General features: G+C 64.3%; 27 protein-coding genes. 20 read left to right on the top strand and 7 right to left on the bottom strand.

The window, feature by feature from the left end; genetic code table 11:
• Nucleotides 1–164: 164 nt before the first annotated feature.
• The 10 genes from JQ621_RS27900 (at nucleotide 165) to JQ621_RS27855 (ending at nucleotide 9,554) form a co-directional block, all read left to right on the top strand.
• Nucleotides 165–860: a TetR/AcrR family transcriptional regulator gene (locus tag JQ621_RS27900; RefSeq protein ID WP_249125624.1), complete on the top strand. Its 696-nt coding sequence runs from the start codon at nucleotides 165–167 to the stop codon at nucleotides 858–860.
• The gene (locus tag JQ621_RS27895; RefSeq protein WP_212239360.1) at nucleotides 857–1,645 is read left to right on the top strand and encodes an HlyD family secretion protein; all 789 of its coding nucleotides are present in this window, start codon (nucleotides 857–859) and stop codon (nucleotides 1,643–1,645) included. Before JQ621_RS27900 ends, JQ621_RS27895 begins: the two co-directional genes overlap by 4 nt.
• Nucleotides 1,642–2,571 carry an ABC transporter ATP-binding protein gene (locus JQ621_RS27890; protein ID WP_212239358.1) on the top strand — a complete coding sequence of 310 codons (930 nt, stop codon included), beginning with the start codon at nucleotides 1,642–1,644 and terminating at the stop codon, nucleotides 2,569–2,571. Before JQ621_RS27895 ends, JQ621_RS27890 begins: the two co-directional genes overlap by 4 nt.
• Complete coding sequence (locus JQ621_RS27885) at nucleotides 2,568–3,731, top strand: ABC transporter permease (RefSeq protein WP_212239357.1); 1,164 nt, start codon at nucleotides 2,568–2,570, stop codon at nucleotides 3,729–3,731. Before JQ621_RS27890 ends, JQ621_RS27885 begins: the two co-directional genes overlap by 4 nt.
• A 106-nt stretch (nucleotides 3,732–3,837) precedes the next feature.
• A complete protein-coding gene (locus JQ621_RS27880) occupies nucleotides 3,838–5,145 on the top strand; it encodes an adenylate/guanylate cyclase domain-containing protein (protein WP_212239580.1) in 1,308 nt (435 codons plus the stop codon).
• Nucleotides 5,146–5,261: 116 nt separating this feature from the next.
• Entirely contained in the window at nucleotides 5,262–5,462 is a 201-nt protein-coding gene (locus JQ621_RS27875; protein ID WP_212239355.1) for a hypothetical protein, read from the top strand.
• Nucleotides 5,463–5,576: 114 nt separating this feature from the next.
• A complete protein-coding gene (locus JQ621_RS27870; protein WP_212239354.1) occupies nucleotides 5,577–6,308 on the top strand; it encodes a GntR family transcriptional regulator in 732 nt (243 codons plus the stop codon).
• A 50-nt stretch (nucleotides 6,309–6,358) separates the two neighbouring features.
• A complete protein-coding gene (locus JQ621_RS27865; protein WP_212239353.1) occupies nucleotides 6,359–7,600 on the top strand; it encodes an MFS transporter in 1,242 nt (413 codons plus the stop codon).
• Between the two features lie 23 nt (nucleotides 7,601–7,623).
• Nucleotides 7,624–8,520 carry an amidohydrolase family protein gene (locus JQ621_RS27860; protein WP_212239351.1) on the top strand — a complete coding sequence of 299 codons (897 nt, stop codon included), beginning with the start codon at nucleotides 7,624–7,626 and terminating at the stop codon, nucleotides 8,518–8,520.
• Nucleotides 8,521–8,639: 119 nt separating this feature from the next.
• Nucleotides 8,640–9,554 (top strand): PhzF family phenazine biosynthesis protein, encoded by a 915-nt coding sequence (locus JQ621_RS27855; protein WP_212239341.1) that lies wholly within the window; start codon nucleotides 8,640–8,642, stop codon nucleotides 9,552–9,554.
• A gap of 45 nt (nucleotides 9,555–9,599) precedes the next feature.
• Here JQ621_RS27855 and JQ621_RS27850 read toward each other — a convergent pair whose 3' ends face one another.
• The gene (locus JQ621_RS27850; protein WP_212239335.1) at nucleotides 9,600–10,061 is read right to left on the bottom strand and encodes a DUF488 domain-containing protein; all 462 of its coding nucleotides are present in this window, start codon (nucleotides 10,059–10,061) and stop codon (nucleotides 9,600–9,602) included.
• A gap of 9 nt (nucleotides 10,062–10,070) precedes the next feature.
• On the bottom strand, nucleotides 10,071–10,892 hold the full coding sequence (locus tag JQ621_RS27845; RefSeq protein ID WP_212239329.1) for a DUF72 domain-containing protein: 822 nt from the start codon (nucleotides 10,890–10,892) through the stop codon (nucleotides 10,071–10,073).
• A gap of 117 nt (nucleotides 10,893–11,009) precedes the next feature.
• Between JQ621_RS27845 and JQ621_RS27840 the strand changes: the two genes are divergently transcribed.
• From JQ621_RS27840 to JQ621_RS27820, 5 genes are all read left to right on the top strand, one after another.
• On the top strand, nucleotides 11,010–11,390 hold the full coding sequence (locus JQ621_RS27840; RefSeq protein WP_212239328.1) for a hypothetical protein: 381 nt from the start codon (nucleotides 11,010–11,012) through the stop codon (nucleotides 11,388–11,390).
• A 141-nt stretch (nucleotides 11,391–11,531) separates the two neighbouring features.
• Nucleotides 11,532–11,738 carry a hypothetical protein gene (locus JQ621_RS27835; RefSeq protein WP_212239327.1) on the top strand — a complete coding sequence of 69 codons (207 nt, stop codon included), beginning with the start codon at nucleotides 11,532–11,534 and terminating at the stop codon, nucleotides 11,736–11,738.
• A 256-nt stretch (nucleotides 11,739–11,994) separates the two neighbouring features.
• Nucleotides 11,995–13,128 (top strand): glycosyltransferase family 2 protein, encoded by a 1,134-nt coding sequence (locus JQ621_RS27830; protein WP_212239325.1) that lies wholly within the window; start codon nucleotides 11,995–11,997, stop codon nucleotides 13,126–13,128.
• 30 nt (nucleotides 13,129–13,158) lie between these two features.
• Nucleotides 13,159–14,664: a glycosyltransferase family 39 protein gene (locus JQ621_RS27825; protein ID WP_212239324.1), complete on the top strand. Its 1,506-nt coding sequence runs from the start codon at nucleotides 13,159–13,161 to the stop codon at nucleotides 14,662–14,664.
• A gap of 445 nt (nucleotides 14,665–15,109) precedes the next feature.
• Nucleotides 15,110–16,210 carry a DUF2778 domain-containing protein gene (locus JQ621_RS27820; RefSeq protein ID WP_212239323.1) on the top strand — a complete coding sequence of 367 codons (1,101 nt, stop codon included), beginning with the start codon at nucleotides 15,110–15,112 and terminating at the stop codon, nucleotides 16,208–16,210.
• 71 nt (nucleotides 16,211–16,281) lie between these two features.
• Here JQ621_RS27820 and JQ621_RS27815 read toward each other — a convergent pair whose 3' ends face one another.
• Complete coding sequence (locus JQ621_RS27815; protein ID WP_212239322.1) at nucleotides 16,282–16,875, bottom strand: cysteine hydrolase family protein; 594 nt, start codon at nucleotides 16,873–16,875, stop codon at nucleotides 16,282–16,284.
• Between the two features lie 130 nt (nucleotides 16,876–17,005).
• On the opposite strand from JQ621_RS27815, the gene JQ621_RS27810 reads away from it, so the two are divergent.
• Complete coding sequence (locus JQ621_RS27810) at nucleotides 17,006–17,839, top strand: LysR family transcriptional regulator (RefSeq protein ID WP_212239321.1); 834 nt, start codon at nucleotides 17,006–17,008, stop codon at nucleotides 17,837–17,839.
• 272 nt (nucleotides 17,840–18,111) lie between these two features.
• Nucleotides 18,112–18,858, top strand: coding sequence for a signal peptidase I (gene lepB / locus JQ621_RS27805; RefSeq protein WP_212239319.1), 747 nt, complete (start codon nucleotides 18,112–18,114; stop codon nucleotides 18,856–18,858).
• Nucleotides 18,859–19,034: 176 nt separating this feature from the next.
• Here lepB and groL read toward each other — a convergent pair whose 3' ends face one another.
• Nucleotides 19,035–20,984, bottom strand: coding sequence for a chaperonin GroEL (gene groL / locus JQ621_RS27795; RefSeq protein ID WP_249125622.1), 1,950 nt, complete (start codon nucleotides 20,982–20,984; stop codon nucleotides 19,035–19,037).
• A gap of 44 nt (nucleotides 20,985–21,028) precedes the next feature.
• Entirely contained in the window at nucleotides 21,029–21,343 is a 315-nt protein-coding gene (locus JQ621_RS27790) for a co-chaperone GroES (protein WP_092239996.1), read from the bottom strand.
• A gap of 377 nt (nucleotides 21,344–21,720) precedes the next feature.
• Here JQ621_RS27790 and JQ621_RS27785 point away from each other — a divergent pair, with 377 nt between their 5' ends.
• Nucleotides 21,721–22,008 carry an usg protein gene (locus tag JQ621_RS27785; protein WP_212239312.1) on the top strand — a complete coding sequence of 96 codons (288 nt, stop codon included), beginning with the start codon at nucleotides 21,721–21,723 and terminating at the stop codon, nucleotides 22,006–22,008.
• A 164-nt stretch (nucleotides 22,009–22,172) separates the two neighbouring features.
• Nucleotides 22,173–22,724, top strand: a complete 552-nt coding sequence (locus tag JQ621_RS27780) for a cupin domain-containing protein (RefSeq protein WP_212239309.1) — start codon at nucleotides 22,173–22,175, stop codon at nucleotides 22,722–22,724.
• A 113-nt stretch (nucleotides 22,725–22,837) separates the two neighbouring features.
• Here the strand turns inward: JQ621_RS27780 and JQ621_RS27775 are convergent, their stop codons facing one another.
• Nucleotides 22,838–24,088: a NupC/NupG family nucleoside CNT transporter gene (locus tag JQ621_RS27775; protein WP_212239306.1), complete on the bottom strand. Its 1,251-nt coding sequence runs from the start codon at nucleotides 24,086–24,088 to the stop codon at nucleotides 22,838–22,840.
• A gap of 158 nt (nucleotides 24,089–24,246) precedes the next feature.
• On the opposite strand from JQ621_RS27775, the gene JQ621_RS27770 reads away from it, so the two are divergent.
• Nucleotides 24,247–25,485, top strand: coding sequence for an MFS transporter (locus tag JQ621_RS27770; RefSeq protein ID WP_212239303.1), 1,239 nt, complete (start codon nucleotides 24,247–24,249; stop codon nucleotides 25,483–25,485).
• Nucleotides 25,486–25,730: 245 nt separating this feature from the next.
• On the opposite strand, the gene JQ621_RS27765 is transcribed toward JQ621_RS27770, so the two are convergent.
• Entirely contained in the window at nucleotides 25,731–26,489 is a 759-nt protein-coding gene (locus JQ621_RS27765; RefSeq protein WP_212239301.1) for an SDR family oxidoreductase, read from the bottom strand.
• Nucleotides 26,490–26,501 lie beyond the last annotated feature (12 nt).

Below are 26,501 nucleotides of genomic sequence, written 5' to 3'. Positions count from 1 at the left end.
TTGCATCACGAGGATTCCAGTCAAACGCCGCCGTCGCCAGCCGGCGAACGCCGCATTCAGGGCAAAAGGCGCGATCTGCAAACGGCCGCTATGGCCAGTCATGTCCCATACAACTTCCCGAAGCGGCAGTTGACAATGACTGACTAGTCAGTCAATATTTACGAATGACCAGGAAGCTGATCCAGGCGGCTGCGGCTGGGAAAAAAGCCAAGGCCGCAACTCCCAATTCCAGGGCCGGTGGAGATGCCGCGCCCTTGTCGAACCGCGCCACGCGCGCAGCGGAGCGACGCGCGGCCATCGTCGAAGCCGCGATGGAGGAATTCATCGCCCGGGGCTTCGCCGCGACGCGGCTCGACGACATCGCCAAGCGCGCCGGCGTCGCAAAGGGCACGATCTACCTGCACTTCAAGGACAAGGAATCGATGTTCGAGGAACTGGTGCGCACCGTGATCGTGCCGGTGGTGGCGCGGCTCAACGCATTGCCGCCGCCGACGGGCTCGGTGCGCGATCTGATCGAGAGCTTTGCCGGCAATTTCATGAAAGAGGTGATCGGCACCAGGCGTGGCGATCTCGTCCGTCTGATCGTGGCGGAGGGGCCGCGTTTTCCGTCGGTTGCGGATTTCTACTACCGTGAGGTGGTCTCGCGCGGGCTCGCCGGCATGCGCGCGCTGATCGATCTCGGAATTGCCCGCGGCGAGATCCGCCAGAAGAACCTCGCGCGCTATCCGCAGATCCTGATCGCGCCCGCGATGATCGCGGTGATCTGGCAGAGCCTGTTTCAACGGCACGCGCCGCTTGATGCGCAGGACATGCTGCGCGTCCATCTCGATCTGATATTTGGCGAACGGAGGGCGACATGAGGCCGTCGCAAAGGATTCTTGCAATCGCATTGGCCGCCGTGCTCGCAGCCGCGCTCGCCGGTTGCAAGGAGAAGCGCGACCCCGGCTTCCAGGGTTGGGTCGAGGCCGACATGATCTATGTCAGTCCGGACGAGGCTGGCCGGGTGACCAGACTGGATATTCGCGAGGGCGACGTGGTGAAGGTCGGCGATCCCCTGTATTCGGTCGACGACGATCTCCAGCTTGCCGATCTCAACCAGACCAAGGCGACGCTGGCGAATGCGCAGCAGGTGTTTGATCGCGCGGATGCCCTGCGCAAGACCGGCTCGGGCACGCAGGCGACGCTGGATTCCGCCGTCTCGGATTTGCGGGTCGCGCAGGCGCGGGTGGTGACTTCGGAGACGCGGCTGACGCGGCGCAAGGGGTTTGCGCCTGTTGCCGGCACCATCCAGCAGATCTATTTCCGTGAGGGCGAGATGGTGGCGGCGCAGCGGCCGGTGCTCTCGATCATGCCACCCGGCAACATGAAGCTGCGCTTCTTCGTGCCGGAAACGGAGCTGCCGAAATTGTCTGTTGGCGATGAGGTGCGGGTCTCCTGCGACAATTGCGCGGCCGACCTCACGGCAAGGATCTACTTCATCGCGACGTCGGCCGAGTATACCCCGCCGGTCATCTACAGCCTCGAGGAGCGCAACAAGCTCGTCTATCTGATCCAGGCGCGACCGTCCCGGCCCGATGCGCTGCGCGTCGGTCAGCCCATCAGCATCTATCTCAACCCCAAAACTCCGGTGGCGGACAAGCGATGAACGCAGGCAACGACATCGCGATCGACGTCAAGGGCCTGACCAAATCGTTCGGCGGCCGCGAGGTCGTGCACGATCTGTCGATGCAGGTGAAGCGCGGCTCGATCTACGGCTTCCTCGGACCGAACGGCTCGGGCAAGACCACGACCATCCGCATCCTCTGCGGCCTGCTGACGCCCGACAGCGGAGAGGGCACCTGCCTCGGCTACGACATCCTGAAGGACGCCGAAAAGATCAAGCGCCAGGTCGGCTACATGACCCAGCGCTTCAGCCTGTATCAAGACCTCTCGGTGCGCGAGAACCTCGAATTCGTCGCCCGGCTCTACGGGCTCGCCGACGCGCGAGGCGCCGCGCGCGACATGATCAGGCGGCTCGGGCTGTCGGGCCGCGAGGAGCAGCTTGCCGGCGAGCTCTCCGGCGGCTGGAAGCAGCGGCTGGCGCTTGGGGCCTGCACGCTGCCCAATCCGCAATTGCTGCTGCTTGACGAGCCGACCGCCGGCGTCGATCCCAAGGCGCGGCGCGATTTCTGGAACGAGATCCACGCGCTCGCGGCCGATGGTCTCACTGTGCTGGTCTCGACCCACTACATGGACGAGGCCGAGCGCTGCCACGAGATCGCCTATATCGCCTATGGCCATCTCCTGGCGCACGGGACGGTCGACGAGGTGATCGCGAAATCCGCACTGACGACCTATACCGTTACTGGCGAGTTGAACGGCCTCGCCGCCGAGCTCGCCGGCAAACCCGGGATCGACATGGTGGCCCCGTTCGGCACCTCGCTGCACGTCTCGGGCCGAGACGTCGCGGCGCTCGAAGCCAGCATCGCGCCGTGGCGCGAGAGGAGCGGCCTGCACTGGCAGACATCGCATCCATCGCTGGAGGACGTCTTCATCGAATTGATGAACCGCTCCACGGACAATTTCCAATGAGCTCCATCCGCACAATCGGCCCCGCGCCGGAAATCCGCGACCGCTTCGGCTTCTGGCGGCGCACCTATGCCATGATGGCAAAGGAGTTCATTCAGCTTCGGCGGGACCGCGTCTCGTTCGCGATGATCGTGGCGATTCCGGTGATGCAACTTCTCTTGTTCGGTTATGCCATCAACACCACGCCGCACCATCTGCCGAGCGCGGTGCTGCTGCAGGAAGATAGCGATCTGGCCCGCTCGGTCCTGAAGGCGTTGGAGAACACCGCCTATTTCCGCTTCGTCTACGAAGTGCACGACGTCGACGAGTTCGACAACCTGCTGAAATCGGGCAAGGTGCTGTTCGGCGTCGAGATCCCGCGCGGCTTCGAGCGCGCGGTGCGGCGCGGCGACAGGCCGGCGCTGCTGATTGCGGCCGATGCGACCGATCCGGTCGCCGCGAGCTCCGCGCTCGGCTCGCTCGGCATGGTCGTCCAGACCGCGCTCCAGCACGATCTCTACATCGGCGATCCCCCGGCGATGCCGTTCGAGATCCGCGCGCATGCGCGCTACAATCCGGCCGCGGAATCGCGGCTCAACATCGTACCGGGACTGGTCGGCACCATCCTCACCATGACAATGCTGATCTTCACGGCGCTATCGGTGACGCGCGAGATCGAACGCGGCACCATGGAGAGCCTCCTGTCGATGCCGATCAAGCCGGTCGAGGTGATGCTCGGCAAGATCGTTCCCTACATCCTGGTCGGCTTCATCCAGGCTTTTCTGATCGTCAATATCGGAGTCTTCCTGTTCGGCGTGCCGGTGCTCGGCAATCTGTTCCTGCTGGCGGCGCTCTCGACCCTTTTCATCGCCGCAAATCTCGCGATCGGCTACACGTTCTCCACCATCGCGCAAAATCAACTGCAGGCGATCCAGATGTCGTTCATGTTCTTCCTGCCGAGCATCCTTTTGTCCGGATTCATGTTCCCGTTCGCGGGAATGCCGGCCTGGGCGCAATATGTCGGCGAATGCCTGCCGCTGACGCATTATCTGCGCATCGTCCGCGCCATCATGCTGAAGGGCGCGTCCATGCCCAATCTGCGCTTCGACGCGGCCGCCCTCGCCATCCTGATGCTGGTCGCCATGACCATCGCCGTGACGCGCTTCCGCCGCACCCTGGATTGAGGCACTATAGCCGAAGTCCTTCCGGGGCGATGCGACAGCATCGAACCCGGAATCTCGAGATTCCGGGTTCACGCTTCGCGTGCCCCGGAATGACCCTGGGGGAATGATGGTCAGCTTTGCGAGCTGGAAAGCCCGGCAGAAGGCCGTCTTGTCGGCGGAGTTCGAGCACGAGCTGATGCGCGAGGTGCTGCGCACCGAGCTGTTGCGGGTGAAGGCGCTGATCATCACCGGCCTCGTCACGCTGGTCCTGCTGACGGCAACCTTCGTGATCGATCCTGCCATCTCGAACCGGATCTGGCGCGGGACCGAGGGCATGGTCCGCGAATATGTCCTCGTGGCGGGTTTTCTGCTGTTCGAGGTCTGGGTCCACATCCAGATCAGGCGAAACCTCGAGCTCGATCGCGACCTGCCGGTGATCAGGCGCTATATCGGCGCCTTCATCGAGACGTCGCTGCCGACGCTCGTCCTGATCCTGCAGATCCGCAGCATGGGCGCCGGGCCTGCGCTCGGCTTCGTATTGCCGCTGGTCTATTTCATCTTCGTCATTCTTTCGACGCTGCGGCTCGATTTCTGGCTGTCCACCTTCACGGGATTTGTCGCAGCGAGCGAGCTCCTGGCGGTCGCGCTGTATTTCGATTCGGCGAACGCCGCCGGCGAACCCTTGATCTACTTCCACACCGTGCGCAGCACCGTCGTCCTGGTCTGCGGCGTGCTGGCGGGATCCGTCGGTGCGCAATTGCGCCGGCAATTTACCGCGAGCATCGCTGCGGCCACCGCGCGCGATCGGGTCACTAACCTGTTCGGCCAGCATGTGTCGCCGCAGGTCGTCGAGCGATTGATGGCGGAGGGCACCAGCGCTGCGGGCGACATCCGTCGCGTCGCCGTGATGTTCGTCGATTTCCGCGGCTTCACCGCCGGCGCGCAGTCGCGCTCGCCGCAGGAGGTCGTCGACCGGCTCGACGGCGCCTTCGCGGTGCTGGTCGATATCCTCGATCGCCACGGCGGCATCGTGAACAAGTTCTTGGGTGACGGCTTTCTTGCGCTGTTCGGCGCGCCGCTGGAAGCCTCCGATGCCGCGCATCGTGCGGTCGCCGCCGGCCGCGACATGCTGACCGCGATGGATCGCATCAACGCGCAGACGAGCTGGCCGCTGCGGATCGGTATCGGCATCCATTTCGGCGAGGTCGTCGCCGGCAATATCGGCTCTCCTCGGCGCAAGGAATACACCGTGATCGGCGACACCGTGAATTTTGCCTCGCGGCTCGAGGCGCTGAACAAGGAGTTCGGCTCGCAGCTTCTGATCTCCGCGTCGGTGCGCGAGGCGCTGGGCGACGACGGCAAGGATGCGGTCGCGCTCGGTGAAGTGATCGTGCGCGGTTACGAGCAAAAGGTTGCGGTGTTTCAATTGGGATGAGGGGAGCGCTCGCGTTTGTTTGATGACGCGCGCTGAAATATCTTCAGCTGTCCTCCGCTCTTGCACTCAGGACGTCGAAATTCTTTCGACGTCCTGATGTCACGCGGAGAAAATCCATGATCCGATTGAGCTTTGTCTCGGCCGCCCTGATTGCCGCAGCCGTCTACCAAATTGAAGCCGCGTCCGCCCGCGATGCCGCGCCCGCGCGACGCGCCGTGGCACACGCGCCGGCCGATTGCGTCAGGGCGCCGGCCGTGGGGGCCTATGCGACCGCTCCCTACAAGGAGCCGCCGTGCATGCCGAAGACGACGAACTGAGAAACCGGACAGACGAGGCCGGGTTGGCGAAGCTGCCAGCCCGGTCTCACGCGCCCGGTAACGGTATTAAGGTAGCGCTTGACTCCACTTTCATCTAGTCATCTATATGACTGTATGAATTCAGTTTCGCGCGACGACCGTCTGCCTCGCTATCAGCGCCTGCGCGACGACCTCGCCGCGCGGATCGTCAGCAATGAATGGCGGCCGGGCGAGCCGATCCCGTCGGAAGCCGAGCTTGGCGGCCATTACGGCGTCGCCATCGGCACCGTGCGTAAGGCGATCGACCAGCTCGTCGCGGATGCCGTGCTGGAGCGCCAGCAGGGCCGCGGCACCTTCGTGCGCCGCGCGCGCTTCAACTCCTCGCTGTTCCGCTTTTTCCGCTTCCAGTCCGAGAGCGGCGAGCGGCGCGTGCCGAAGAGCCGCATCCTCAGACGCAAGAGTGTGCCGGCCACATCCGCCGTGGCGTCCGCGCTGCGGATCCCCATTGGCGAGCCGGTGATCAGCCTGTCGCGCCTGCGGCTGATCGACGACGTGCCGCTGCTCGCCGAAGATATCTGGCTGCAGCAGTCGCGCTTCACGAAAATTCTCGAGATCGACACGGCCGAGTTCGGCGACTTGCTCTATCCACTCTACGAGGAGCGCTGCGGCGAGGTCGTGGTGTCCGCCGAGGAAGTTCTCACGGTCGAGACCGCCAGCGAGATGCAGGCGCGGCTGTTGCGCCTCGAGGCCCACGCGCCGCTGATCGTGATCGAGCGCATTGCGCTCGACCTGGAGCGGCGGCCGATCGAATGGCGTCGCTCGCGCGGGCCAGCGGACCGCTTCCGCTACCACGCCGAGATCCGGTGACGGCTGAATTCAACGACATCAAACAATAAATGCACACAGGGGTAGGAAACATGTCGAACTGGTACAGTGAGAGCTCGCCGCTGGAGCGGCGCACGTTCTGGGCGAGCTTCGGCGGCTGGGCGCTGGATGCGCTCGACGTCCAGATGTTCGGCCTCGCGATCCCCGCGCTGATCGCGGCCTTCGGCATCAGCAAGGCCGATGCCGGCCTGCTCGGCTCGGTGACGTTGTTTTTCGGCGCGTTCGGCGGCTGGCTCGGCGGCGCGCTCGGCGATCGCTTTGGCCGCGTCAAGGCGCTCCAGATCACGGTCGCGACCTTTGCGCTGGCGACCTTCGCCAGTGCCTTTGCGATGAGCTACACCCAGCTCCTGGTGCTCAAGGCGATCCAGGGCCTCGGCTTTGGCGCCGAATGGGCTTGCGGCGCGGTGCTGATGGCCGAGATCATCCGTCCCGAGCATCGCGGCAGGGCGCTGGGCACGGTGCAGAGCGCGTGGGCTGTCGGCTGGGGTGCGGCTGTCCTCCTGTCGGCCCTTGTCTTCACCTATGCACCGGCCGATATCGCCTGGCGGATCCTGTTCGCGATCGGGTTGCTGCCGGCACTGCTCATCATCTTCATCCGCCGTGGACTGAAGGAGCCGCCGCGTGCCGTCGCGCGCGAGGAGACACCGTTCTTTGCCACGCTGTCGGGCATCTTCCATCCCGACGTGCTGCGCTCGACGCTGGTCGGCGGCCTGTTCGGCATCGGCGCCCATGGCGGCTACGCTGCGCTCACGACCTTCCTGCCGACCTATCTGCGCGAGGTGCGGCATTTGTCGGTGCTCGGCTCGAGCGGCTATCTCGCCGTCATCATCATCGCGTTCTTCTGCGGCTGCGTTGCAAGCGGAATCATCAGCGACCGGATCGGCCGCCGGGCCAATGTCGCATTCTTTGCCAGCACCTGCATTGCCACCGTGCTCGTCTACATCTTCGCGCCGCTGAGCGATGGCCAGATGCTGGTGCTCGGCTTTCCGCTCGGCTTCTTCTCGGCCGGAATCCCTGCGAGCATGGCGGCGTTGTTCAGCGAGCTCTATCCCGCCGGCGTGCGCGGGACCGGCGTCGGCTTCTGCTACAATTTCGGCCGCGTGGTTTCCGCCGCATTTCCCTTCCTGGTCGGCTTCCTCGGCGATCGCATCGGACTTGGGCCCGCGATCGGCATCGATGCGGCTTTTGCCTATGCACTGGTGCTGATCGCCGTGCTGCTGCTGCCGGAAACCCGCGGCAAGGTGTTCGAGGCGCCTGCGGCAACGCGCGCCTGAGCTACGAATGTGGAGTAAGGAACATGACGACAAGCGAACGTGGCCTGACGCGCCGCCAATTCGGCGCGGGCGCCGCAGCTGTTGTGGCGAGCGCCGCCGTGGGCAAGGCGACAGGTGAGGTGACCATGCCTGTGATCGACACCCACGCGCATGTCTTCCACCGCGAGCTCAAGCTCGCGCCGGGCCGGCGCTATGCACCCGACTACGACGCGCCGCTGTCGCTCTATCTCGAGCAACTCGACACCAACGGCACGACCAACGGCGTGCTGGTGCAGCCGAGCTTCCTCGGCACCGACAACTCCTATCTGGTCGACTGCCTGAAGCAGACCGGCGGCCGCCTGCGCGGCATCGCGGTCGTCGATGCGGCCGTCTCCGTGGACGAGCTGCGCGCATTCGACAAGGTCGGCATCGTCGGCATCCGCCTCAATCTGGTCGGCCAACCGCTGCCTGATCTCGCAGCCAATGCATGGAAGGGATTGCTCGCCAACGTGAAGGCGATGGGCTGGCAGGTCGAGATCCAGCGTAACGCATCCGATCTTGCCGTGCTGACGCCGCAACTGCTCGATCAGGGCATTACCGTCGTGCTCGACCATTACGCGCTGCCGGATCCAAAGCTCGGCGTCGCCGATCCCGGCTTCCAGTCCGTACTGAAGCTTGGCGCGACGCGGAACGTGTGGGTCAAGATCTCCGCGCCGTATCGCAACGGTCCGGCCGGCGAGAGCTTTGCCAAGGAAGCCTATCCGCTGCTGCGCAGTGCCTACGGGCTCGACCGCTTGCTGTGGGGCAGCGACTGGCCGCACACGCAGTTCGAGGCGACGCAGACTTACGCAAGGAACCGCAAATTCCTCGACACGCTCATCGTCGACGAGCGCGAGCGCGCGCAGGTGCTGGCATCGCCACGGCCTCTCTTCCGCTTTTGAGACGCGTTTCGATTGCTCCGATTGCACTCAATTTTGGGGAATGACGGGCGATGTTTCGGGCTTGTAGAGTGCTGAGCGCGGCAGCCGGTTCGCTGCCGCCATTTGCGTGAGGATTTTGCATGCAGCTCCGCTACGTCACTGTCGACGTGTTCACCGACCGCGCCTTCGGCGGCAACCAGCTCGCCGTGGTGCTCGATGCCGGCGGGCTCTCCACGCAGCAGATGCAGGCGATCGCGACCGAGTTCAATTATTCCGAGACGACCTTCGTGCTGCCGCCGCGTGACAAGGCCAATGACGCCGAGGTGCGTATCTTCACGCCGGTGCTGGAAATTGCCTTTGCAGGGCATCCCAATGTCGGCACGGCCTTCGTGCTCGCGTCGATGTCGAAAGAGCCGAAGCCGCGCCTGCTGTTCGAGGAGAAGGCAGGCCTCGTGCCAGTCGAGGTCGTGCGAGAGCAGGGCCGGGTGGTCAGGACCGAACTGACGGCGCCGCAGCCGCTCCAGCGGTTTGCGCCGCTGTCGCCGGCCGAAGCCGCCAGCTGCATTTCGCTTGGCGCAGACGACATCAAGACCGACAATCACCCGCCTGAAGTCGTTACCGTCGGCAATGCGTTCCTGGTGATGGAGCTGCACTCGCGCGAGGCGCTGAAACGGGCTCGGCCCGACGCTGCCGCCTACGCCAGGAACTTGCCGCGCGATGGTGCCCGCTCGGTGTGGTTCTACACGCGCGAGGTGCCCGCAACCGAGGCGCCGTGCGAGCGGCAGGCGCGCATGTTCATGCGCGGCGCCAGCGGCCTCACCGAGGATCCCGCCACCGGCAGCGCGACGGTAGCGGCCGCCGCGCTGTTCGCCGATCTCGATCCCGTCAGGGATGGCGAATTGAAGCTCACGGTCGGCCAGGGCTTTGACATGGGCCGGCCGAGCATCCTGCAGACGCGTGTCGTCAAGCAGGACGGCAAGATCGTGTCAGCGCATGTCGGCGGTGCCTGCGTGCAGATGATGGAGGGGACGTTTCGGCTGGCGGGGGAGAGGTGAGTCGTCATTCCGGCCTCGTGGCTTCGTCGCGCCCCGGAATGACACTCAGAGTATTCGCCCCGCCAAATTCCTTACCGCCACCCCATCGCGCTCCTCGATGATCTCCGCGATCATCTGGCGGTGACAATGCGTGTGGTCACGCTCGTAGCAAAGCAGGCAGACGGGACCCGCCTTCTTCACGAGTGCCGAGAGCTCGTCCATCTGTTCCCGGGCCTCCGGTGTTTTCAGATGCTTTGAGAAAATCTTCTCGAGCACATCGTATTGTCCGCTCCTTGCGGCGAGGCGTCCTTCCTTCGGCGTGCCGAGCGCGGCAAGATGGACATAGGCGATGCCGCGTTCATCAAGGCCTGCGGCGAGCTGCTTCTTGGAAAAGCCCGGCCGGCGCGATGACGTCACCGCGCGCACGTCGACGACGAGCTTGACGCCGGCCTGCTCCAGTTCGTCCAGCACGGCCTTGGGCGGCGTCTGCTCATAGCCGATTGTGAAAAGTCTCTTCGCCTTCGCCATGGCCGTTCCTCAGCTCACCCGCGCGATCAGTTCCATGGCGCCGTGCGGTGCGCGCACCTTGCCTTCGTGGATGACGTAGGCGAACACGTCGCGCGGCTCCTTCTTCGGCTTCGCCTTATCAACCTTGGGCAAATCGTCGGGCTCACTTCCTTCGGCCCAGGCCTTGAAGCGCCGGGCCCAGGCGTCCAGCTGCTTCGGCGGATAGCAGGTCTTGATCTCGTCATTGCCCTTCTGCAGCCGGGCATAGACGAAATCGCCGGCAACGTCGGCGATGGCAGGATATTTGCCGTGCTCGGCAAACACCACGGGCGTCTCGAACTCGCGGATCAGTGCGATGAAGTCAGGTGCGCAGAAACTGTCATGCCGCACCTCGACGACGTGACGCAGCGCGCGCCCGTCGAGCTTGCGCGGCAACAGCTCCAGGAACTGGCCGAAATCGGCACCGTCGAATTTCTTGGTCGGCGCGAACTGCCAGAGCACCGGTCCCAGATGGTCGCCGAGTTCCAGCACGCCGGAATCATAGAACCGCTTGATGGAATCCCCGGCCTCGGCGAGCACGCGCCTGTTGGTGGCGAAGCGCGGCCCCTTCACCGAGAACACGAAGCCTTCAGGCACTTCGCTCGCCCATTTACGAAAGCTCTCCGGCTTCTGCGAGCCGTAATAGGTCCCATTGATCTCGATCGAGGTCAGCTTTGAGGCCGCGTAAGACAGCTCCTTCGCCTGCGTCAGCTTCTCCGGATAGAACACCCCGCGCCAGGGCTCGAAGGTCCAGCCGCCGATGCCGATGAAGATGTTGCCGGATTTTTTGGTCGCGGTTTTTGCTTTGGCCACGGGGATCTCGCATCGACGGGAAGGGGAGGGCTGCATCCTATTCAAACCAGAAGTGATTGGCCAGTTGTCGCATCCCGTCTAAGCTTGAGGCGCGATCTGCGAAACAAGGGGAACAAGATGCGGATGCTGATGCTGGGAGCGGCGCTCGTCATGATGACATCTGCTGCCATGACCGGTTCTGCGACGGCGGATGACGACGACACCAAGGGCGCGCAGAAGCTCGCCATGCAGGGTCGCGACGATTACTGGCATTGCCTGGCGCGCGAATATTCGCGTGACTCCAATCAGGGTCTGTCGGCGCAGGATTTCGGCCGTTCGGTCGCCGGCGCCTGTCCGTCGGAGCGGCAATATTACCGGGTCGCGCTGCTCGACTATCTCACCGCGCAATATCCGAACATCGATTCCGGCGCCCATCTCGCGACCGCGAACAGGGCGGTGGAATCGGCGCAGAAAGACATCGTCACCGCCTTCGTCAAGCACCGGCCACCGTCGAAATAGGGAGTGGCGAATGGCCAATAGCGAATAGGGAAGGAGGGAGTCTTATTCGCTACTCGCCATTCGCTATTCGCCGGTTTTGAAGCCCTTCCGGCCGCGTTCATCCGTGGTATGATCCGGATCATCTGGAACAGGGACTGGTGCATGTCGTCTGAGTCGGTAGGGGGCATCTTTGGCGCGGTGGTCGCGGCAATCGTGCTTGCGGTTGCCGTCGTGTTTGGGCCGATCGGGCAGTATGGCAAGCCGCCGAAGCCGGCCAAGGTCGAGCCGGCGCCCGCCGCGATGGCGCCCGCAGCCCCTGCGGCGCCGGCGCCCCGGGGCCCGGTGATCCGGGAAGTCCCGAACCAGTAGGGCCCCGAAAAGGTGGTTTTAGCCCCTTGCAAAGCGGCTTTGTCGCTCCCATCCAGCTTTTAACGGCAACGTTGAGTGACAATCTCCGTTGTTGGGACGACCTTGGAATAGCTTGGGCTGCGCCGGATGTACGCGCGGTCTGCCATTCCGGGGTCGTTGGCATTTTCGGACCCCTTTTGGGCCATTTTCCAGAGAAAACCCCGGCTTATAGTTCAAGAACTTGGCAGCGCAGGACGCGGCGGATATACGCTGCCTCATGAACGAAGCGATCAGATCCGGTGCCGACGACCTGCCTCAGGCCCATGAGGGGCCGGAACTGTCGGTCATCGTCCCGACCTTCAACGAGCGCGACAACGTCGCCGTGCTGTACCGGCGGCTGGAGGCGACGCTTCCCAACGTCGCCTGGGAAGTCGTGTTCGTCGACGACAATTCGCCTGATGGCACCTGGGACGTCGTGCGCGCGCTGGCCCAGAAGGACAGCCGCGTCCGCTGCATCCGCCGCATCGGCCGCCGCGGTCTGTCCGGCGCCTGCATCGAGGGCATCCTGGCCTCGAGCGCGCCCTATGCAGCCGTGATCGACGCCGACCTCCAGCACGACGAAACGCAGCTGCCGAAGATGCTGCTCTTGCTCGCAAGCGACAAGGCCGACCTCGTCGTCGGCAGCCGTTACATCGAGGGCTACAAGAGCGAAGGCTTCAACAAGCAGCGCGCGGGCGCCAGTGCGCTTGCGACCGAGGTCGCCAGGAAGATGCTCCGGGTCGAGATCGCAGATCCCATGAGCGGCTTCTTCATGGTTCGTCGCGACCGCTTCGAGCAGCTGGCGCCGAAGCTGTCGGTGCACGGCTTCAAGATCCTGCTCGACCTCGTCGCGACCGCGCATGGCGATTTGCGCGCGGTCGAGATTCCCTACACGTTCGGCGCCCGCCAGCATGGCGAGAGCAAGCTCGATTCCATGGTCGCGCTGGATTTCCTTGGCCTCGTGCTGGCGAAGCTGACCAACGACATCGTCTCGCTGCGCTTCATCCTGTTTGCGATGGTCGGCGGCATCGGCCTGCTGGTGCATCTCACGACGTTGTTCGTCGGACTTCAGGTGATCAAGGTGCCGTTCGCGGAGGCGCAGGCCGCCGGCGCGATCGTGGCCATGACCAGCAATTTCATCCTCAACAACTTCCTCACCTATCGCGACCAGCGGCTGAAGGGCTTTGCGATCCTGCGCGGCCTGATCATGTTCTACATCGTGTGCAGCGTTGGCCTGCTTGCCAATGTCGGCGTCGCCTTCTCGGTCTACGACCAGGAGCCGATCTGGTGGCTGGCCGGGCTTGCCGGCGCGCTGATGGGCGTGGTGTGGAATTACGCGATGTCCGGACTGTTCGTCTGGCGCAAGAAATAGCGCGTCAAGGTCACTTGCAGGGAAGCTCGTATGGGCGGGGCTGACGCGCGGATCGTCCGCAACACGGCGCTGGTGATCCTCGCGCTGGTCGCATTGCGGCTGGTTGCGGCCGCCTTCACCCCGATCACCTTCGACGAAGCCTATTACTGGATGTGGTCGAAGAACCTCGCCGGAGGCTATTACGACCACCCGCCCATGGTGGCTTACGTCATCCGCGCCGGCACGATGATCGCCGGCGATACCGAGCTCGGCGTCCGCCTGGTCTCGATTCTGCTCGCGCTGCCGATGAGCTATGCGATCTATCGCACCGCGGCGATCCTGTTTGGCGGCGCGCGCCTGGCGGCGACCAGCGCCGTCCTGCTCAACGTGACGATGATGGCATCCGTCGGCACGCTGATCGTGACGCCGGATGCGCCGCTGCTGGTTGCCTCCAGCTTCGTGCTGTTCTTTCTAGCCAAGGTCTTGGAGACCGGCCGCGGCATCTGGTGGCTTGCGGTCGGCGCAGCCGTCGGCGCGGCGCTGCTGTCAAAATACACCGCGATGTTCTTCGGCGCCGCGATCCTGATCTGGCTTGCGGCGGTGCCGAAGTTGCGGCGCTGGTTTCTCTCGCCCTGGCCCTATCTTGGCGGCCTCGTTGCTTTTGCACTGTTCTTGCCGGTGATCCTGTGGAATGCCGATCATCACTGGGTCTCGTTCGTCAAGCAGCTCGGGCGCGCCAGGATCGAGGATTTTCGTCCGGTCTTCATTGCCGAGCTGATCCCGACCCAGATCGCGTTTGCGACCCCGCTGGTTTTCATCCTCGGCGCGATGGGACTTCACGCGCTGACCTGGCGCCGCGCCGGCGCGCTGGCCTCGCGCGTGCTGATCGAGAGCATGTTCTGGACCATCGTCGCCTATTTTGTCTGGCATTCGCTGCACGCGCGCGTCGAGGCCAACTGGTTCGGACCGGTCTATCCGCCCTTCATTGTCGCCGCCGCGGTCGCAGCCAACCTTGCGCAGTGGAAACCGCGCGCGCGGCGCCTGGTGGATTTCTGCATGCGTTGGGCCGCGCCCGCCGGCATCGTGATGTTCGTCGCGCTGATCGTGCAGGCCAATACCGGCTGGCTATCCGGCTACCGCCGCGATGCGACCGTGCGCAGCGTCGGCGTCGGCTGGCGCGAGCTCGCGGACGGCATCGAAGCCGCTCGCGTGCGCAATGGCGCGACCTGCGTGCTCACACCCGATTACGGCACCACGGGCTGGCTCGCCTTCTACCTGCCGCGCGGCACCTGCGTGGTGCAACAGAACCAGCGCATCCGCTGGGTCAACATGCCCGAGCCCGATCCGAAGCTGCTCGCAGGCAGGCTGATCTATGTCGACGAGCTCAGGCCCGACGGCCATCCGTTCCTCAACGACCTCTTCACGCGAGTGACGCGTGTCGGCGAGCTGCAGCGCAAGCGTGGACCGCTCGTCGTCGAGACCTACGCGATTGATCTGCTCGAGAGTGCGAAGGGCGATGTGCTGGACCGTTCGCCGCCGCCCGAACTCCAGCCCTGAACTGCGCCGGCCGACAGCACCAGCCTCGCGCAACGCTTCCCCGCTATCGTCCGGATATTGAAGACCACGAAAATGACGCGGTTGATGCGTCTACAGATGCGGCCGGAGGCGTTCTCCGGTTGTGCTGAACCGGCCGGGAATGATGGTTAACAGTGTCGCCTAAGTCCGTAGTTCCGCGGGTTTTTTTCTCGAAATGGCACAGCGTTAACGAGTTGCCCTACATCTGCCAGAACTTAATCCGCATTTAACTAAAAGTCGCCTTAATGACGCTCCGACCCTCTGCGAAATGCTGGTTCCGGAACGTGACCAGCGGCACTTCGAAGGGGGACTGAGTGACACCGTCCTGGACGCAAGGCGAATGAGTACGAGTATCGCTGCGCAGAGTTACGCGGCACGGAAGCCCAAGAATCCGAACAAGCATTCCAAGCGGAAGTCTTCCCGGAAAATGACCACCCAAAACGTGCTTGGCGCGGCCGTGGCCGGTTGCGTCTTGCTTGCCGGCTGGACCGTCTACAACAATATCTTCGCGGCGAGTGTCTTTCCGACGGTCGGCAGTGCCGGCTACGACGAGCCCGTGGTCAAGCGTGCCCCCAGGGTCGCGCTGCGCGAGGCGGGTGAGGCCATCCGGGAAACCTTTGCGCTGCTGCCCGACCGGCTGCAGGTCGCCGCGCCGATCTCCCGCGAGATGTTCAACGAGCGCTTTGCCGCGGCAGCGACGCAAGGTGTCGACTCCAACGCGGCGAGCGCTGCGCCTGCGACGAGGGTCGCCGAGGCCAAGGATACGTCAAAGGATGCCGCGAAGCCGACCGTCGTCGCCAAGGTCGCGGACGTGCTGAAGAGCCCGGCCAAGGCCGTCGAGAAGATCGCGGAGGCCGCGAAGACGAAGCGCACGGATGCTTCGATGCAGCTCGCCTCGGCTGATCCGGCCGAGATCGTGCCGGCGCCCGAAGTCAAGCCCGAAGCCAAGCCGAAATCCTTCGCCGACCGCGCCAAGGCCGCGGTGATGTCGATCACCGGGCCGCGCCAGTCGATGGTCGAGAAGCTCTGGGGCAAGCGTGAGCCGTCCGGCGGCTTGCTCGCCTACGCCTCCGCCGATGCCAGCGTGACCTCGGCGATCGCGCCGAAGGAGCAGAACCCGATGTTCGGCGGGGCGCCGCCTTACGAACGCGACACCGCGGTCTACGACATCACTGCCAAGACGGTTTACCTGCCCGATGGCACAAAGCTCGAGGCACATTCCGGCCTCGGCGAAAACCTGGACGATCCCCGTTCGCAACGCGTGCGCATGCGCGGCGTCACCCCGCCGCACATCTACAATCTGAAACCGCGCGAAGCGCTGTTCCATGGCGTGCCGGCACTGCGTCTGACGCCGGTCGGCGGAGAGAATGCAATCTACGGCCGCGATGGTCTGCTCGCGCACACCTTCATGCTCGGGCCGAACGGCGATTCCAACGGTTGCGTGTCGTTCAAGGACTATTACGCGTTCCTCGACGCCTATCGCAACAAGGGCATCCGCAAGCTCGCGGTGCTGGCGCGGGTCGATTAACCCGCGCTTTACGCCGCAACCGTCTTGCGCAGCGCCATTTCGGTGGCGAGTTGCAGCATCGCCTTGCTCCGTTATCTCAGCGCATCGCCGCGCGCGATGATCGCGAAGCGGTCGGATAGCTCGGCGAGGGCAACCTCGTGGATGGTCCGGGCGTCGAGCGTGCCGTCGCGTCCGTCTGGCAGGTCGCGCGTGGCGCAGGCATCGGCATCGACAGTGGTGCGAAAGCCGAGATCGAGTGCGGCGCGCGCGGTGGAGGAGACGCACATATGCGTCATGAAACCGGCCAGCACGATGTTCTCAAGGTCGGTGGCGTTCAGGCGCGCCTTGAGATCGGTGCCGGCAAACGCATTGGGGAGCTCCTTCTCGATCACCAGCTCGCCGGCACGGGGCGTGAGTTCGGCGACGATCGCGCCGCGCGCGGCGCTGCGATCGAACAGGCTGCCCGGCTTGCCGCGATGGGCGATATGGATGATCGCGGATCCGGCCTCGCGCGCCCGCGCCAGCAGCGCAGCCGCCCGCGCGATCGCGGGCCTGGCGTCGGGCAAAGCGAGGGGGCCCGCGAGATATTCGTTCTGGATGTCGATCAGCACCAGTGCGGCGTCGGCAAGGCGGGGCGGATTGAGGTCGGCACCAGCGAGTTGCAGCAGGGTCTTTGCGGTCGTCATGGTCTTTGGAATCTCCGGAAGGCGAAATGAGAAGGAAGCATAGCTCCGGGATGGCCTGCCGATATGCAGGGATATTGCAGCGGGTGGCTGCGATATTGCAGGCAGCGTTTGGCCGGTATAGCCTGACGGCATGAACTGGGACGATCTGCGCATCATCGCCGCCGTCAGGGACGAGGGCACCTATGCCGGCGCCAGCACGCGGCTGCGCATTGACGAGACCACGGTTGGGCGCAGGCTCTCGCGCATCGAGCGTGCACTGGGCTTGCGCCTGTTCGAGGCCGCCGACGGTGTCCGCAGGCCGACGCGGCAATGCGAGGCGGTGCTGGCGCATGTCGAGGCGATGGCGGCGCATGCGGCCGAGATCGGCCGCGTTGGCGAGAGCCTGGCCGGTCCAGTGGGACGTCTGCGCATCGCCTCCACCAACACGGTTGCCGAGGCGGTGCTGTCGCCGCGCGCGAGCGACTTCCTGCGGGCTCATCCCGGCCTGACGCTGCAATTCCTCACCTCGAGCGAGAACGTCAAATTCTCGCGCTGGGAGGCCGATCTCGCCATCCGCCTGCGCAAGCCCGACAAGGGCGACTTTGCGATCTCGAGGCTCGGCGACATCAAGCTCTATTATGTCGAGCCTGCTGCGACCGAAGGCGAGCCGATGCTCTGTGCCTATCCGGACGAGCTCGGTGCCATTCCAGAGATGCAATTCCTGCGCACCAGGAAAGTCCGCACGCGATGCATCACCGACAACGTCCGTGTCATCCGCAATCTGATCCGCGCGCATCGGGCCGCCGGGGTGTTGCCGGAGTATGTTTGCGCGGATCTGCTCGGCGATCGCCGCCTGCGCGCCACGCTGCTGCCGAAGCGCCGCGACGCCTGGCTGCTCGTGCAAAATCATCTCAAGCGCGACGCCGCAACGCGGGTGACGATCGACTGGGTGAGGGCGTGTTTTCAGGAGATGGCGCGTGCTTGAGCGGCTGGTCGAGAAGGTCGGCCGCATCGATCTCCACGCCTCCAGCGGCGAGGCCTCGATGCTCTCCTGACCGGGTTCGTGCGCCTGAAGGCGCCCGAGATCGCGTGAAAACCGAAGGGCCGCCCACGGGCGACCTTCAACTGTCCGTCACCCCGTGGTTTGCGCTGAACGTGCCTTCGCGTCCGTGCGACCAAGATCATCGAATGCACCGGGATTGCGCGCCCTGTCGCGTGCGCTAATCTCGGCACACAACCTATCGGGCAGGGCAGGCGATGACGACGCTTCAGGACACTATCCGGCCGCGGGCCAAATCGAGCGAATGGAAGGCGATCGTCATCCTGATCCTGCTCGTCCCCGTGCTGTGGTCGCCGGTGATCCTGTTTCGCTACGTGCTGTTTCAGCCGTTCAACATTCCGTCCAGCTCGATGACCCCGACGCTGGTCGTCGGCGACTTCGTCTTCGCTGCCAAATACGCCTATGGCTACGGGCGCTATTCGGTTCCCTTCGCGCCGTCATTCATCACCGGCCGTTTCCTCGCAGCTGATCCCGCCTATGGCGATGTCGTCGTTTTCACGACGCCGAAGGACACCACGGTCGACTATATCAAGCGCGTGGTTGGACTGCCCGGCGATCGCATCCAGATGCGACAGGGGCAGTTGTTCATCAACGACACGCCGGTGGCGCGCGTTGCGCTGAAGGATGTCACCGCCGGCTCCGCCTGCGGCGGCGACGTCGGCACCAGGGGCAAGCGCTGGCGCGAGACGTTGCCGAACGGGGCGAGCTACATCACCTATGATTGCGTCGACAACGGCTTCCTCGACAATACCCCCGTCTACACCGTGCCTCCTGGCCACTTCTTCGCGCTCGGCGATAACAGGGACAATTCGACCGACAGCCGCATGATGTCGGCGATCGGCTTCGTCCCCATGGACAATCTCGTCGGCACGGTGACGCGGATCTTCTGGTCGCTCGATTCCAGAGGCGAGCTGCGCGCGGAGCGGCTGGGGAAGGTGGGGTAAGGTCTTCGCTCGTAGCCCGGATGGAGCGCAAGCGTAATCCGGGGCCGAAGGCGCCGCGGAGAGACTGCCCCGGATTGCGCTGCGCTCCATCCGGGCTACGTGCCCGCATCTCATCCCCCCAAACAAAAACCCCGGCATCGCTGCCGGGGTTTCGTAGTTCTCGAAGGGTATCGGACTTAGAAGTCCATGCCGCCCATGCCGCCGCCCGGGGGCATCGCGGGGCCGGCGCCGCCCTTCTTGGGCAGCTCGGCGACCATGGCTTCCGTGGTGATCAGCAGCGCCGCAACCGAGGCTGCGTTCTGGATCGCGGTGCGGACCACCTTGGTCGGGTCGATGATGCCCTTCTTGACGAGGTCGCCATATTCACCGGTCTGGGAGTCGAAGCCGAAAGCATACGCCTTGTTCTCCAGCACCTTGCCGACGATCACCGAGCCGTCTTCGCCGGCGTTGATCGCGATCTGGCGAGCGGGCTCGACCAAAGCCTTCATCACGATGTCGAAACCGGCCCTGACGTCCGAATTGTAGCGGCCGTATCTCTGCCGGCCTGACCGGCTGCGCTCGGATTGCCGCGCTTTTCGAAACTTCAGGATAATTTCCGTCAGGAAGTCGATCAATTCGGATTCAAGAGTCTCGGGAAGTTGTAACTGATGGACTTGATGAAAGAAGAAGTCCGGGTAAATAAAGGGGCTCTCGGAATTCACCAGCTTCTCGATCGAATCCAATATCTCGATCAAGAGGTTATTGTTCAACAAGGACTGCTTGCGAAGCAGCTTTCCAAGCTCGTGCGTATCCGACGTCGCCGCGTCGGACAGGCCTTCCGGCTCCTCGTCATCTTCTAGGTCGCGGAACACCGCCTGCCGAGCACGGAGCAGGGCGACGCCGCCGCCCGGGACGATGCCTTCCTCGACAGCGGCGCGGGTCGCATGCATCGCGTCGTCAACGCGATCCTTGCGCTCCTTCACCTCGACCTCGGTCGCGCCGCCGACGCGGATCACCGCGACGCCGCCGGCGAGCTTGGCGAGACGCTCCTGGAGCTTCTCGCGATCGTAGTCCGAGGTGGTCTCCTCGATCTGCGCCTTGATCTGGGCCACGCGCGCCTCGATGTCGGCCTTCTTGCCGGCGCCGTTGACGATCGTGGTGTTCTCCTTGTCGATCATCACCTTCTTGGCGCGACCGAGCATGTTGAGCGTGACGTTCTCGAGCTTGATGCCGAGATCTTCCGAGATCGCCTGGCCGCCGGTCAGGATCGCGATGTCCTGCAGCATGGCCTTGCGGCGATCGCCGAAGCCCGGAGCCTTGACGGCCGCAACCTTCAGGCCGCCGCGCAGGCGGTTCACGACCAGGGTGGCGAGCGCTTCGCCTTCGACGTCCTCGGCGACGATCACCAGCGGCTTGCCGGTCTGCACCACGGCCTCGAGCAGCGGCAGCAGCTCGTTCAGCGAGGAGAGCTTCTTCTCGTTGATCAGGATGTAGGCGTCGTCCATCTCGACGCGCATCTTGTCGGCGTTGGTGACGAAGTAGGGCGAGATGTAGCCGCGGTCGAACTGCATGCCTTCGACGACGTCGAGTTCGGTCTCGAGCGACTTGGCTTCCTCGACGGTGATGACACCCTCGTTGCCGACCTTCTTCATGGCGTCGGCGAGGAACTTGCCGATCTCCGCGTCACCGTTGGCCGAGATGGTGCCGACCTGGGCGATCTCCTCGTTCGAGGTGACCTTCTTGGAGTTCTTGACGAGGTCAGCGACCACGGCTTCCACGGCCAGGTCGATACCACGCTTGAGGTCCATCGGATTCATGCCCGCGGCAACCGACTTGGCGCCTTCGCGCACGATCGCCTGGGCGAGCACGGTGGCGGTGGTGGTGCCGTCGCCGGCCGCGTCAGCGGACTTGGAGGCGACTTCGCGCACCATCTGCGCGCCCATGTTCTCGAACTTGTCCTCGAGCTCGATCTCCTTGGCGACGGTGACGCCGTCCTTGGTGATGCGGGGCGCGCCGAACGACTTGTCGAGCACGACGTTGCGGCCCTTGGGGCCGAGCGTGACCTTCACCGCGTTGGCGAGAATGTCGACGCCGCGAAGCATCTTGTCGCGCGCATCGACCGAGAATTTGACTTCTTTAGCTGCCATCTGGATTTTTCCTTGAGGGTTTGAGCTGGGTGAGAGAGGGGCTATTAGGCCGCCTTCTTCTTGGAAGCGGGGACGTCGAGGACGCCCATGATGTCGCTTTCCTTCATGATCAGCAGGTCGACATTGTCGATCTTGACCTCGGTGCCGGACCACTTGCCGAACAGCACGCGGTCGCCGACCTTCAGGTCGATCGGGATCAGCTTGCCGGCTTCGTCGCGGCCACCGGGACCCACAGCGACGACTTCACCCTGCGAAGGCTTTTCCTTGGCCGTGTCGGGAATGATGATGCCGCCAGCGGTCTTCTCTTCTGCGTCGATGCGCTTGACCACGACGCGGTCGTGAAGCGGACGGAAGTTCATGCAGTCCTCCTAAGCAATTGCTCGGGTTAATGATTTCAGATTGTTAGCAGTCCTCGCCCGCGAGTGCCAAGCGGGCCATGCTGAGATAAGCCAGGATTTTTGCGGGGACAAGGGCTTCTAGCAGAAAAATAAGCACTCGGAAGTGTTGTCTGCCAGAATCGCTTTCCCATCCTTAACCGGCCCTGGCGACCGTATTAGCACGGAGCGGTGTCTGCTGCTAAGGCATTGAATTTCAACAACTTGTTAAACTTTTAGGCTTGAGATGGGTTGTCAGTTTGCGTCACATTTCTCTCATGTGAGCGTATCACCACCGGGTGGCTCGTGCGCAGCGTACCGGCCAAGCCACTCCTGAATGCGCTCCTGCAAAGGAGGTTGGCATGGGACTGCGGGTTGGGAGTGTCTCCGAGGATTTTCGGAAGCAGTTGCTGGGTTACGGGCTGACGACGGCACAAATTCTCTACCGGTTGCCGGATCATCCCTCGCTGCTTCAGACCTACGTCTGGCAGGACTACGACATGTTTCCGAAGTTTCCGGCGCTGAAGGATTTCCTGGTGTTCTGGCAGGAGAAGCTCGACGGTCCGCTGCACTCGGTCACGGTCGCCCATTCCAAGCTGATCAAGCCGGCTGAGCTCCGCGCGGTCGACGGCGTGTTCCGGTTGAATTGAATACAACACCGGCCTCGTAGGGTGGGCAAAGGCGCGCGCTTTGCGCGCTGTGCCCACCATCTCTCCCCGATCGCACGTGGAAGGTGGGCACGCTCCGCTTTGCCCACCCTACGATATCTCGTTCTGTGCTAGCCTCCGCCCATAACAACAGGGGAGGCTGGCCCATGGCCAAGACAACACGCAAGAAAACAAAATCGCGCAGCGCAGCGCAGACCGCGGTGAAGAAGCGCAGCAGCACTAAGCCTGCCGCGCGCTCTGCGGCACGTAAGGCCGTGAAGTCGAAGGCCCGCACGACAACAGCCAAGGCCGCAGCGAAGAAAACCGCACGTCGCAGGCAGCGCATCGCCATCAGCCATCACCGCGAGGAAGACTTCAAGGCCGACGGCCTGCGCGCCTACGCGAAATATCGCGATCTCGGTATCGCCGCTGCAAGCCACGGGCTCGCGCAAGCCCACGTGATCCGCCTGCAAGGCCCCTGCGATCCGGCCGAGGTGTCGAAGCTGCACTTCCACGACGTCGAGTTCCAGATGGTCTATGTGCTCAAGGGCTGGGTGAAAACCTACATGGACGGGCAAGGCGAGACGATGATGCGCGAAGGCAGCGCCTGGACCCAGCCGCCGAAGATCAAGCACATGATTTTGGATTACTCAGATGACGTGGAGCTGCTGGAGGTGATCCTGCCGGCGGAATTCAGGACCGTGGAGTTGAAGGCCTGATGTCATTCCGGGGCGCGACGAGGTCGCGAACCCGGAATCCATCGGGCAGCAGCACGTGCGGTGAAATGGATTCCGGGCTCGCGCTCCGCGCGCCCCGGAATGACGAAGGGAAGCTACGTCAACACCCCGACGATCGCCCCCATCAGGCACGTCGTCAGCGTCCCCGACACGATCGACTTCAGCCCGAGCGCGTTGATCTCCTCACGGCGCTCCGGCGCCATCACCCCTAAGCCCCCGATCATGATGCCGAGGCTGGCGAAGTTGGCGAAGCCGCACATCGCATAGAGCATGATCAGGCGTGAGCGCGGATCGAGCGTATCGGGCGGCAGCTTCGAGAAGTCGACATAGGCGACGAGCTCGTTGAGCACGGTCTTGGTACCCATCAGGCTGCCCGCGGTGATCGCCTGGTCCCAGGGCAGTCCCATCAGCCAGCACACCGGCGCCATGATCAGCCCCAGCACACGCTGCAGCGAGATCGCGGCGCCGCCAATATCAGGCAGCAGGCCCAGCACCGCATTGGCGAGATAGACGAGGGCGACCAGCACCAGCAGCATCGCGATGATGTTGATCAGCAGCTCGATGCCGGCGCCCGTGCCTTTCACGATCGCATCCATCGTGCCGGCAATTTCCATCTCCGGATCCTCGAGCGCGCCGCCGGTGCGCCTGTCGGAGGTCTCGGGGATCATGATCAGGCTGACGAGGATGGCGGCCGGCGCGCCGAGCACGGAAGCGATGACGAAATGCGCGGCCGCGTCGGGGATGAGCGGCGCCAGCAGCGTCGCGTAGAGCACCAGTACGGTGCCGGCGATTCCAGCCATGCCGCCGGTCATCACCAGGAACAATTCGCTGCGTGACATCTGCGCCAGATAGGGCCGCACGAACAGCGGCGCCTCGACCATGCCGAGGAAGATGTTGGCGGCGGTCGAGAGCCCGACCGCACCGCCGACCCCCAACGTGCGCTCGAGCAGCCAGGCCATGCCGCGGACAACAGGCGGCAGCACGCGCCAGTAGAACAGCAGCGTCGTCAGCACGCTCATCACGAGCACGATCGGCAGTGCCTGGAACGCCAGAATGAAATCGGCGCCCGGCACCTTCAGCTCGAAGGGCAGGGGGCCGCCGCCGACATAGCCGAACACGAAGGAGGAGCCGGCGCGCGAGGCCGCCGAGATCGCGCCGACCGCGTCGTTGATGGCGCCGAAGCCATGCGCCACAAAAGGCACCTTCAGCAGCACGATCGCGGTGACGAAGGTGACGAGAAGGCCGATCAGCGCCTGGCGGAGCGAGACCGCGCGGCGATTTTCCGCCAGCGCGAAGGCGATCAGCAGCAATGCGAAAACGCCGAGTGTCGATTGCAGCCGCAGCATGATGTCCCCAAAGCCCCAATGATTATGGCCGCGCGTGCGTTGCAAACGCAATGCCGGGAATGCTGCTGGCTGCCCCGCTGTTGACATCCATGCCCGCGTCAGCCACGCGGGGCACGTCGATATCAGGGGCGGACCATCCGAGCGTGACCGAACAGGCGATGCCAGACGAGCCGGTTTCAGTGAACCAGCCGGCCACCGCCGGCGAGCTCCTCCGCCATCGCGCCTTCCTGTTCTTCCTGCTCTCGCGCAGCCTGTCGCGCTTTTCCAGCCAGATCGCGGCGGTCGCGATCGGCTGGCAGATCTACGACCTCACCGGCTCGGCCTTCGACCTCGGCATGGTCGGGCTGGTGCAGTTCGCGCCCACCGCGCTGCTCGTCTTCGTCGCCGGTCATGCCGCCGACCGCTATGAGCGCAAGCGGGTGGTTCAGCTCTGCCAGCTGGTCGAAGCCGCAACCGCGCTTTATCTCGCCGCGATCACCTATCTTGGCCTCGTCAACGAGGTGCAGATTTTCATCGCGACCTTCGTGCTCGGCATTGCCGGCGCTTTCGAAAGCCCGACCACGGCAGCGCTGTTGCCGCTGATCGCGCCGCAAGGCTCGCTCCAGCGCGCCACGGCGGTGTCCAGCGGCGCGGCGCAGGTGGCGACCATTACCGGGCCCGCGCTCGGCGGTTTTGCCTATGCGATCGCGCCGCATCTGGCCTATGCCGTGATGCTGCTGTTCTGGATTTTTGGGATGGTCCTGACCGGGTTTATCCAGTCGCGTCCGCAGTCGGTCGCCAGGCAAGGCACCGACGAGGACAACATTTTCGCCGGCGTCCGCTTCATCCGCAGCAATCCCGCGATCCTCGGCACCATCTCGCTCGACCTGTTCGCGGTGCTGTTCGGCGGCGTCACCGCGCTGCTGCCGATCTATGCCCGCGATATCCTCCAGACCGGCCCGATCGGGCTTGGTGTGCTGCGTGCCGCGCCCGCCGTCGGCGCGCTGTTGATGACCATGATCCTGGCGCGCCATTCGATCATGCGGCATGTCGGCCTGCGCATGTTCCAGGCGGTGATCGTGTTCGGCATCGCCACGATCGTGTTCGCGCTGTCGTCCTGGATGTGGCTGTCGGTGCTGTCACTCGCCGTTCTCGGCGCAGCCGACACGATCAGCGTCGTGATCCGCTTCTCGCTGGTGCAGCTCGCGACGCCGGACGAGATGCGCGGCCGCGTCGGCGCGGTCAACTTCCTCTTCATCAACGCCTCGAACCAGCTCGGCCAGTTCGAGAGCGGCGTGACGGCCGCCCTGTTCGGCGCCATGCCGGCGGCGGTGCTCGGCGGCGTCGCGACCGTCGCGGTGGCGCTGTTCTGGATGAAGCTGTTTCCCAGCCTGCGGCGGGTGGAGAGTTTGGAGTAGGAGCGCCGCTCTCTCCCCGTCGTTGCAATGATGGAGGGAAAAATTGGTCCCGTCATCCTGAGGCGCGAGGCTTGCGATGCGAATGCATCGCAAGCGGAGCCTCGAAGGATGACGGTGATGGAGTTGCGCTCGCAATGGCGATTGTGGAGGCCGGGTGAGCAGTTACCTCACGTCACCCCGCTTGCCGGCAAAGGTCGCAACCCCATGCCCTCTACTGTGCATGGGGTTGTTTTCGCGGTTTCGGCTCAGCCCCGTCCGACGAACGGCATCTTCGTCGCCATGACAGTCATGGTCAGCACGTTGGCGTCGAGCGGCAGGCCGGCCATGTAGGCGACGGCGTCGCCGACCGCCTTCGCATCCATGCGCGGTTCGTGCTTGGTGGTGCCGTCAGGCTGGAGCACGCCGGGGCCGTTGACCATGCGATCGGTCATCGGGGTGGCGGCATTGCCAATGTCGACCTGACCGACCGCGATGTCGTACATGCGGCCGTCGAGGTTGCTCGCCTTGGTCAGGCCCGTGATGGCGTGCTTGGTCGAGGTGTAGGCGGCCGAGAACGGCCGCGGGGCATGCGCCGAGATCGAGCCGTTGTTGATGATGCGGCCGCCGCGCGGGCTCTGGTCCTTCATGATGCGGAAGGCGTGCTGGGTGCACAGGAACGGACCGGTGAGGTTGGTGTTCACCACCGCCTGCCACTGCTCGAGGCTGAGGTCCTCGAAGTTGACCGCGGGCGCGCCCATGCCGGCATTGTTGAAGAGCACGTCGAGCCGGCCATAGGTCGCCTTCACCTTGTCGAACAGCGCGGCGATCTGCTCCGGCTTGGTCATGTCGGCCGTCACGCACAGGCTCCTGCCGGCGGGGCCTAGCTTGGCGGTCTCTTCGAGCATGTCGAGGCGGCGGCCTGCGAGCACCACGGTGAAGCCGGTGTTCATCAGCGCCAGCGCGGCGGCGCGTCCGACACCCGTGCCGGCGCCCGTCACCAGGGCGATCTTTTTTGCTTCACTCATCGTTTCCTGCCT

The organism is Bradyrhizobium manausense, assembly GCF_018129685.1.
GTDB classification, from domain to species: Bacteria; Pseudomonadota; Alphaproteobacteria; order Rhizobiales; family Xanthobacteraceae; genus Bradyrhizobium; species Bradyrhizobium manausense_D.
The sequence above is the reverse complement of the archived record's forward strand: the minus strand, read 5'-3'. Positions and strand labels throughout refer to the sequence as shown.

Coding starts and splice junctions, on each gene's coding strand:
- JQ621_RS27790 (WP_092239996.1), bottom strand. CDS start 21,343: ATGAACTTCCGTCCGCTTCACGACCGCGTCGTGGTCAAGCGCATCGAC.
- lepB (WP_212239319.1), top strand. CDS start 18,112: ATGACGACGCTTCAGGACACTATCCGGCCGCGGGCCAAATCGAGCGAA.
- JQ621_RS27835 (WP_212239327.1), top strand. CDS start 11,532: ATGTCGTCTGAGTCGGTAGGGGGCATCTTTGGCGCGGTGGTCGCGGCA.
- JQ621_RS27770 (WP_212239303.1), top strand. CDS start 24,247: ATGCCAGACGAGCCGGTTTCAGTGAACCAGCCGGCCACCGCCGGCGAG.
- JQ621_RS27850 (WP_212239335.1), bottom strand. CDS start 10,061: ATGGCGAAGGCGAAGAGACTTTTCACAATCGGCTATGAGCAGACGCCG.
- JQ621_RS27865 (WP_212239353.1), top strand. CDS start 6,359: ATGTCGAACTGGTACAGTGAGAGCTCGCCGCTGGAGCGGCGCACGTTC.
- JQ621_RS27890 (WP_212239358.1), top strand. CDS start 1,642: ATGAACGCAGGCAACGACATCGCGATCGACGTCAAGGGCCTGACCAAA.
- JQ621_RS27830 (WP_212239325.1), top strand. CDS start 11,995: ATGAACGAAGCGATCAGATCCGGTGCCGACGACCTGCCTCAGGCCCAT.
- JQ621_RS27875 (WP_212239355.1), top strand. CDS start 5,262: ATGATCCGATTGAGCTTTGTCTCGGCCGCCCTGATTGCCGCAGCCGTC.
- JQ621_RS27810 (WP_212239321.1), top strand. CDS start 17,006: ATGAACTGGGACGATCTGCGCATCATCGCCGCCGTCAGGGACGAGGGC.
- JQ621_RS27895 (WP_212239360.1), top strand. CDS start 857: ATGAGGCCGTCGCAAAGGATTCTTGCAATCGCATTGGCCGCCGTGCTC.
- groL (WP_249125622.1), bottom strand. CDS start 20,984: ATGGCAGCTAAAGAAGTCAAATTCTCGGTCGATGCGCGCGACAAGATG.
- JQ621_RS27870 (WP_212239354.1), top strand. CDS start 5,577: ATGAATTCAGTTTCGCGCGACGACCGTCTGCCTCGCTATCAGCGCCTG.
- JQ621_RS27820 (WP_212239323.1), top strand. CDS start 15,110: ATGACCACCCAAAACGTGCTTGGCGCGGCCGTGGCCGGTTGCGTCTTG.
- JQ621_RS27785 (WP_212239312.1), top strand. CDS start 21,721: ATGGGACTGCGGGTTGGGAGTGTCTCCGAGGATTTTCGGAAGCAGTTG.
- JQ621_RS27825 (WP_212239324.1), top strand. CDS start 13,159: ATGGGCGGGGCTGACGCGCGGATCGTCCGCAACACGGCGCTGGTGATC.
- JQ621_RS27885 (WP_212239357.1), top strand. CDS start 2,568: ATGAGCTCCATCCGCACAATCGGCCCCGCGCCGGAAATCCGCGACCGC.
- JQ621_RS27855 (WP_212239341.1), top strand. CDS start 8,640: ATGCAGCTCCGCTACGTCACTGTCGACGTGTTCACCGACCGCGCCTTC.
- JQ621_RS27775 (WP_212239306.1), bottom strand. CDS start 24,088: ATGCTGCGGCTGCAATCGACACTCGGCGTTTTCGCATTGCTGCTGATC.
- JQ621_RS27860 (WP_212239351.1), top strand. CDS start 7,624: ATGACGACAAGCGAACGTGGCCTGACGCGCCGCCAATTCGGCGCGGGC.
- JQ621_RS27815 (WP_212239322.1), bottom strand. CDS start 16,875: ATGACGACCGCAAAGACCCTGCTGCAACTCGCTGGTGCCGACCTCAAT.
- JQ621_RS27880 (WP_212239580.1), top strand. CDS start 3,838: ATGGTCAGCTTTGCGAGCTGGAAAGCCCGGCAGAAGGCCGTCTTGTCG.
- JQ621_RS27780 (WP_212239309.1), top strand. CDS start 22,173: ATGGCCAAGACAACACGCAAGAAAACAAAATCGCGCAGCGCAGCGCAG.
- JQ621_RS27765 (WP_212239301.1), bottom strand. CDS start 26,489: ATGAGTGAAGCAAAAAAGATCGCCCTGGTGACGGGCGCCGGCACGGGT.
- JQ621_RS27900 (WP_249125624.1), top strand. CDS start 165: ATGACCAGGAAGCTGATCCAGGCGGCTGCGGCTGGGAAAAAAGCCAAG.
- JQ621_RS27840 (WP_212239328.1), top strand. CDS start 11,010: ATGCGGATGCTGATGCTGGGAGCGGCGCTCGTCATGATGACATCTGCT.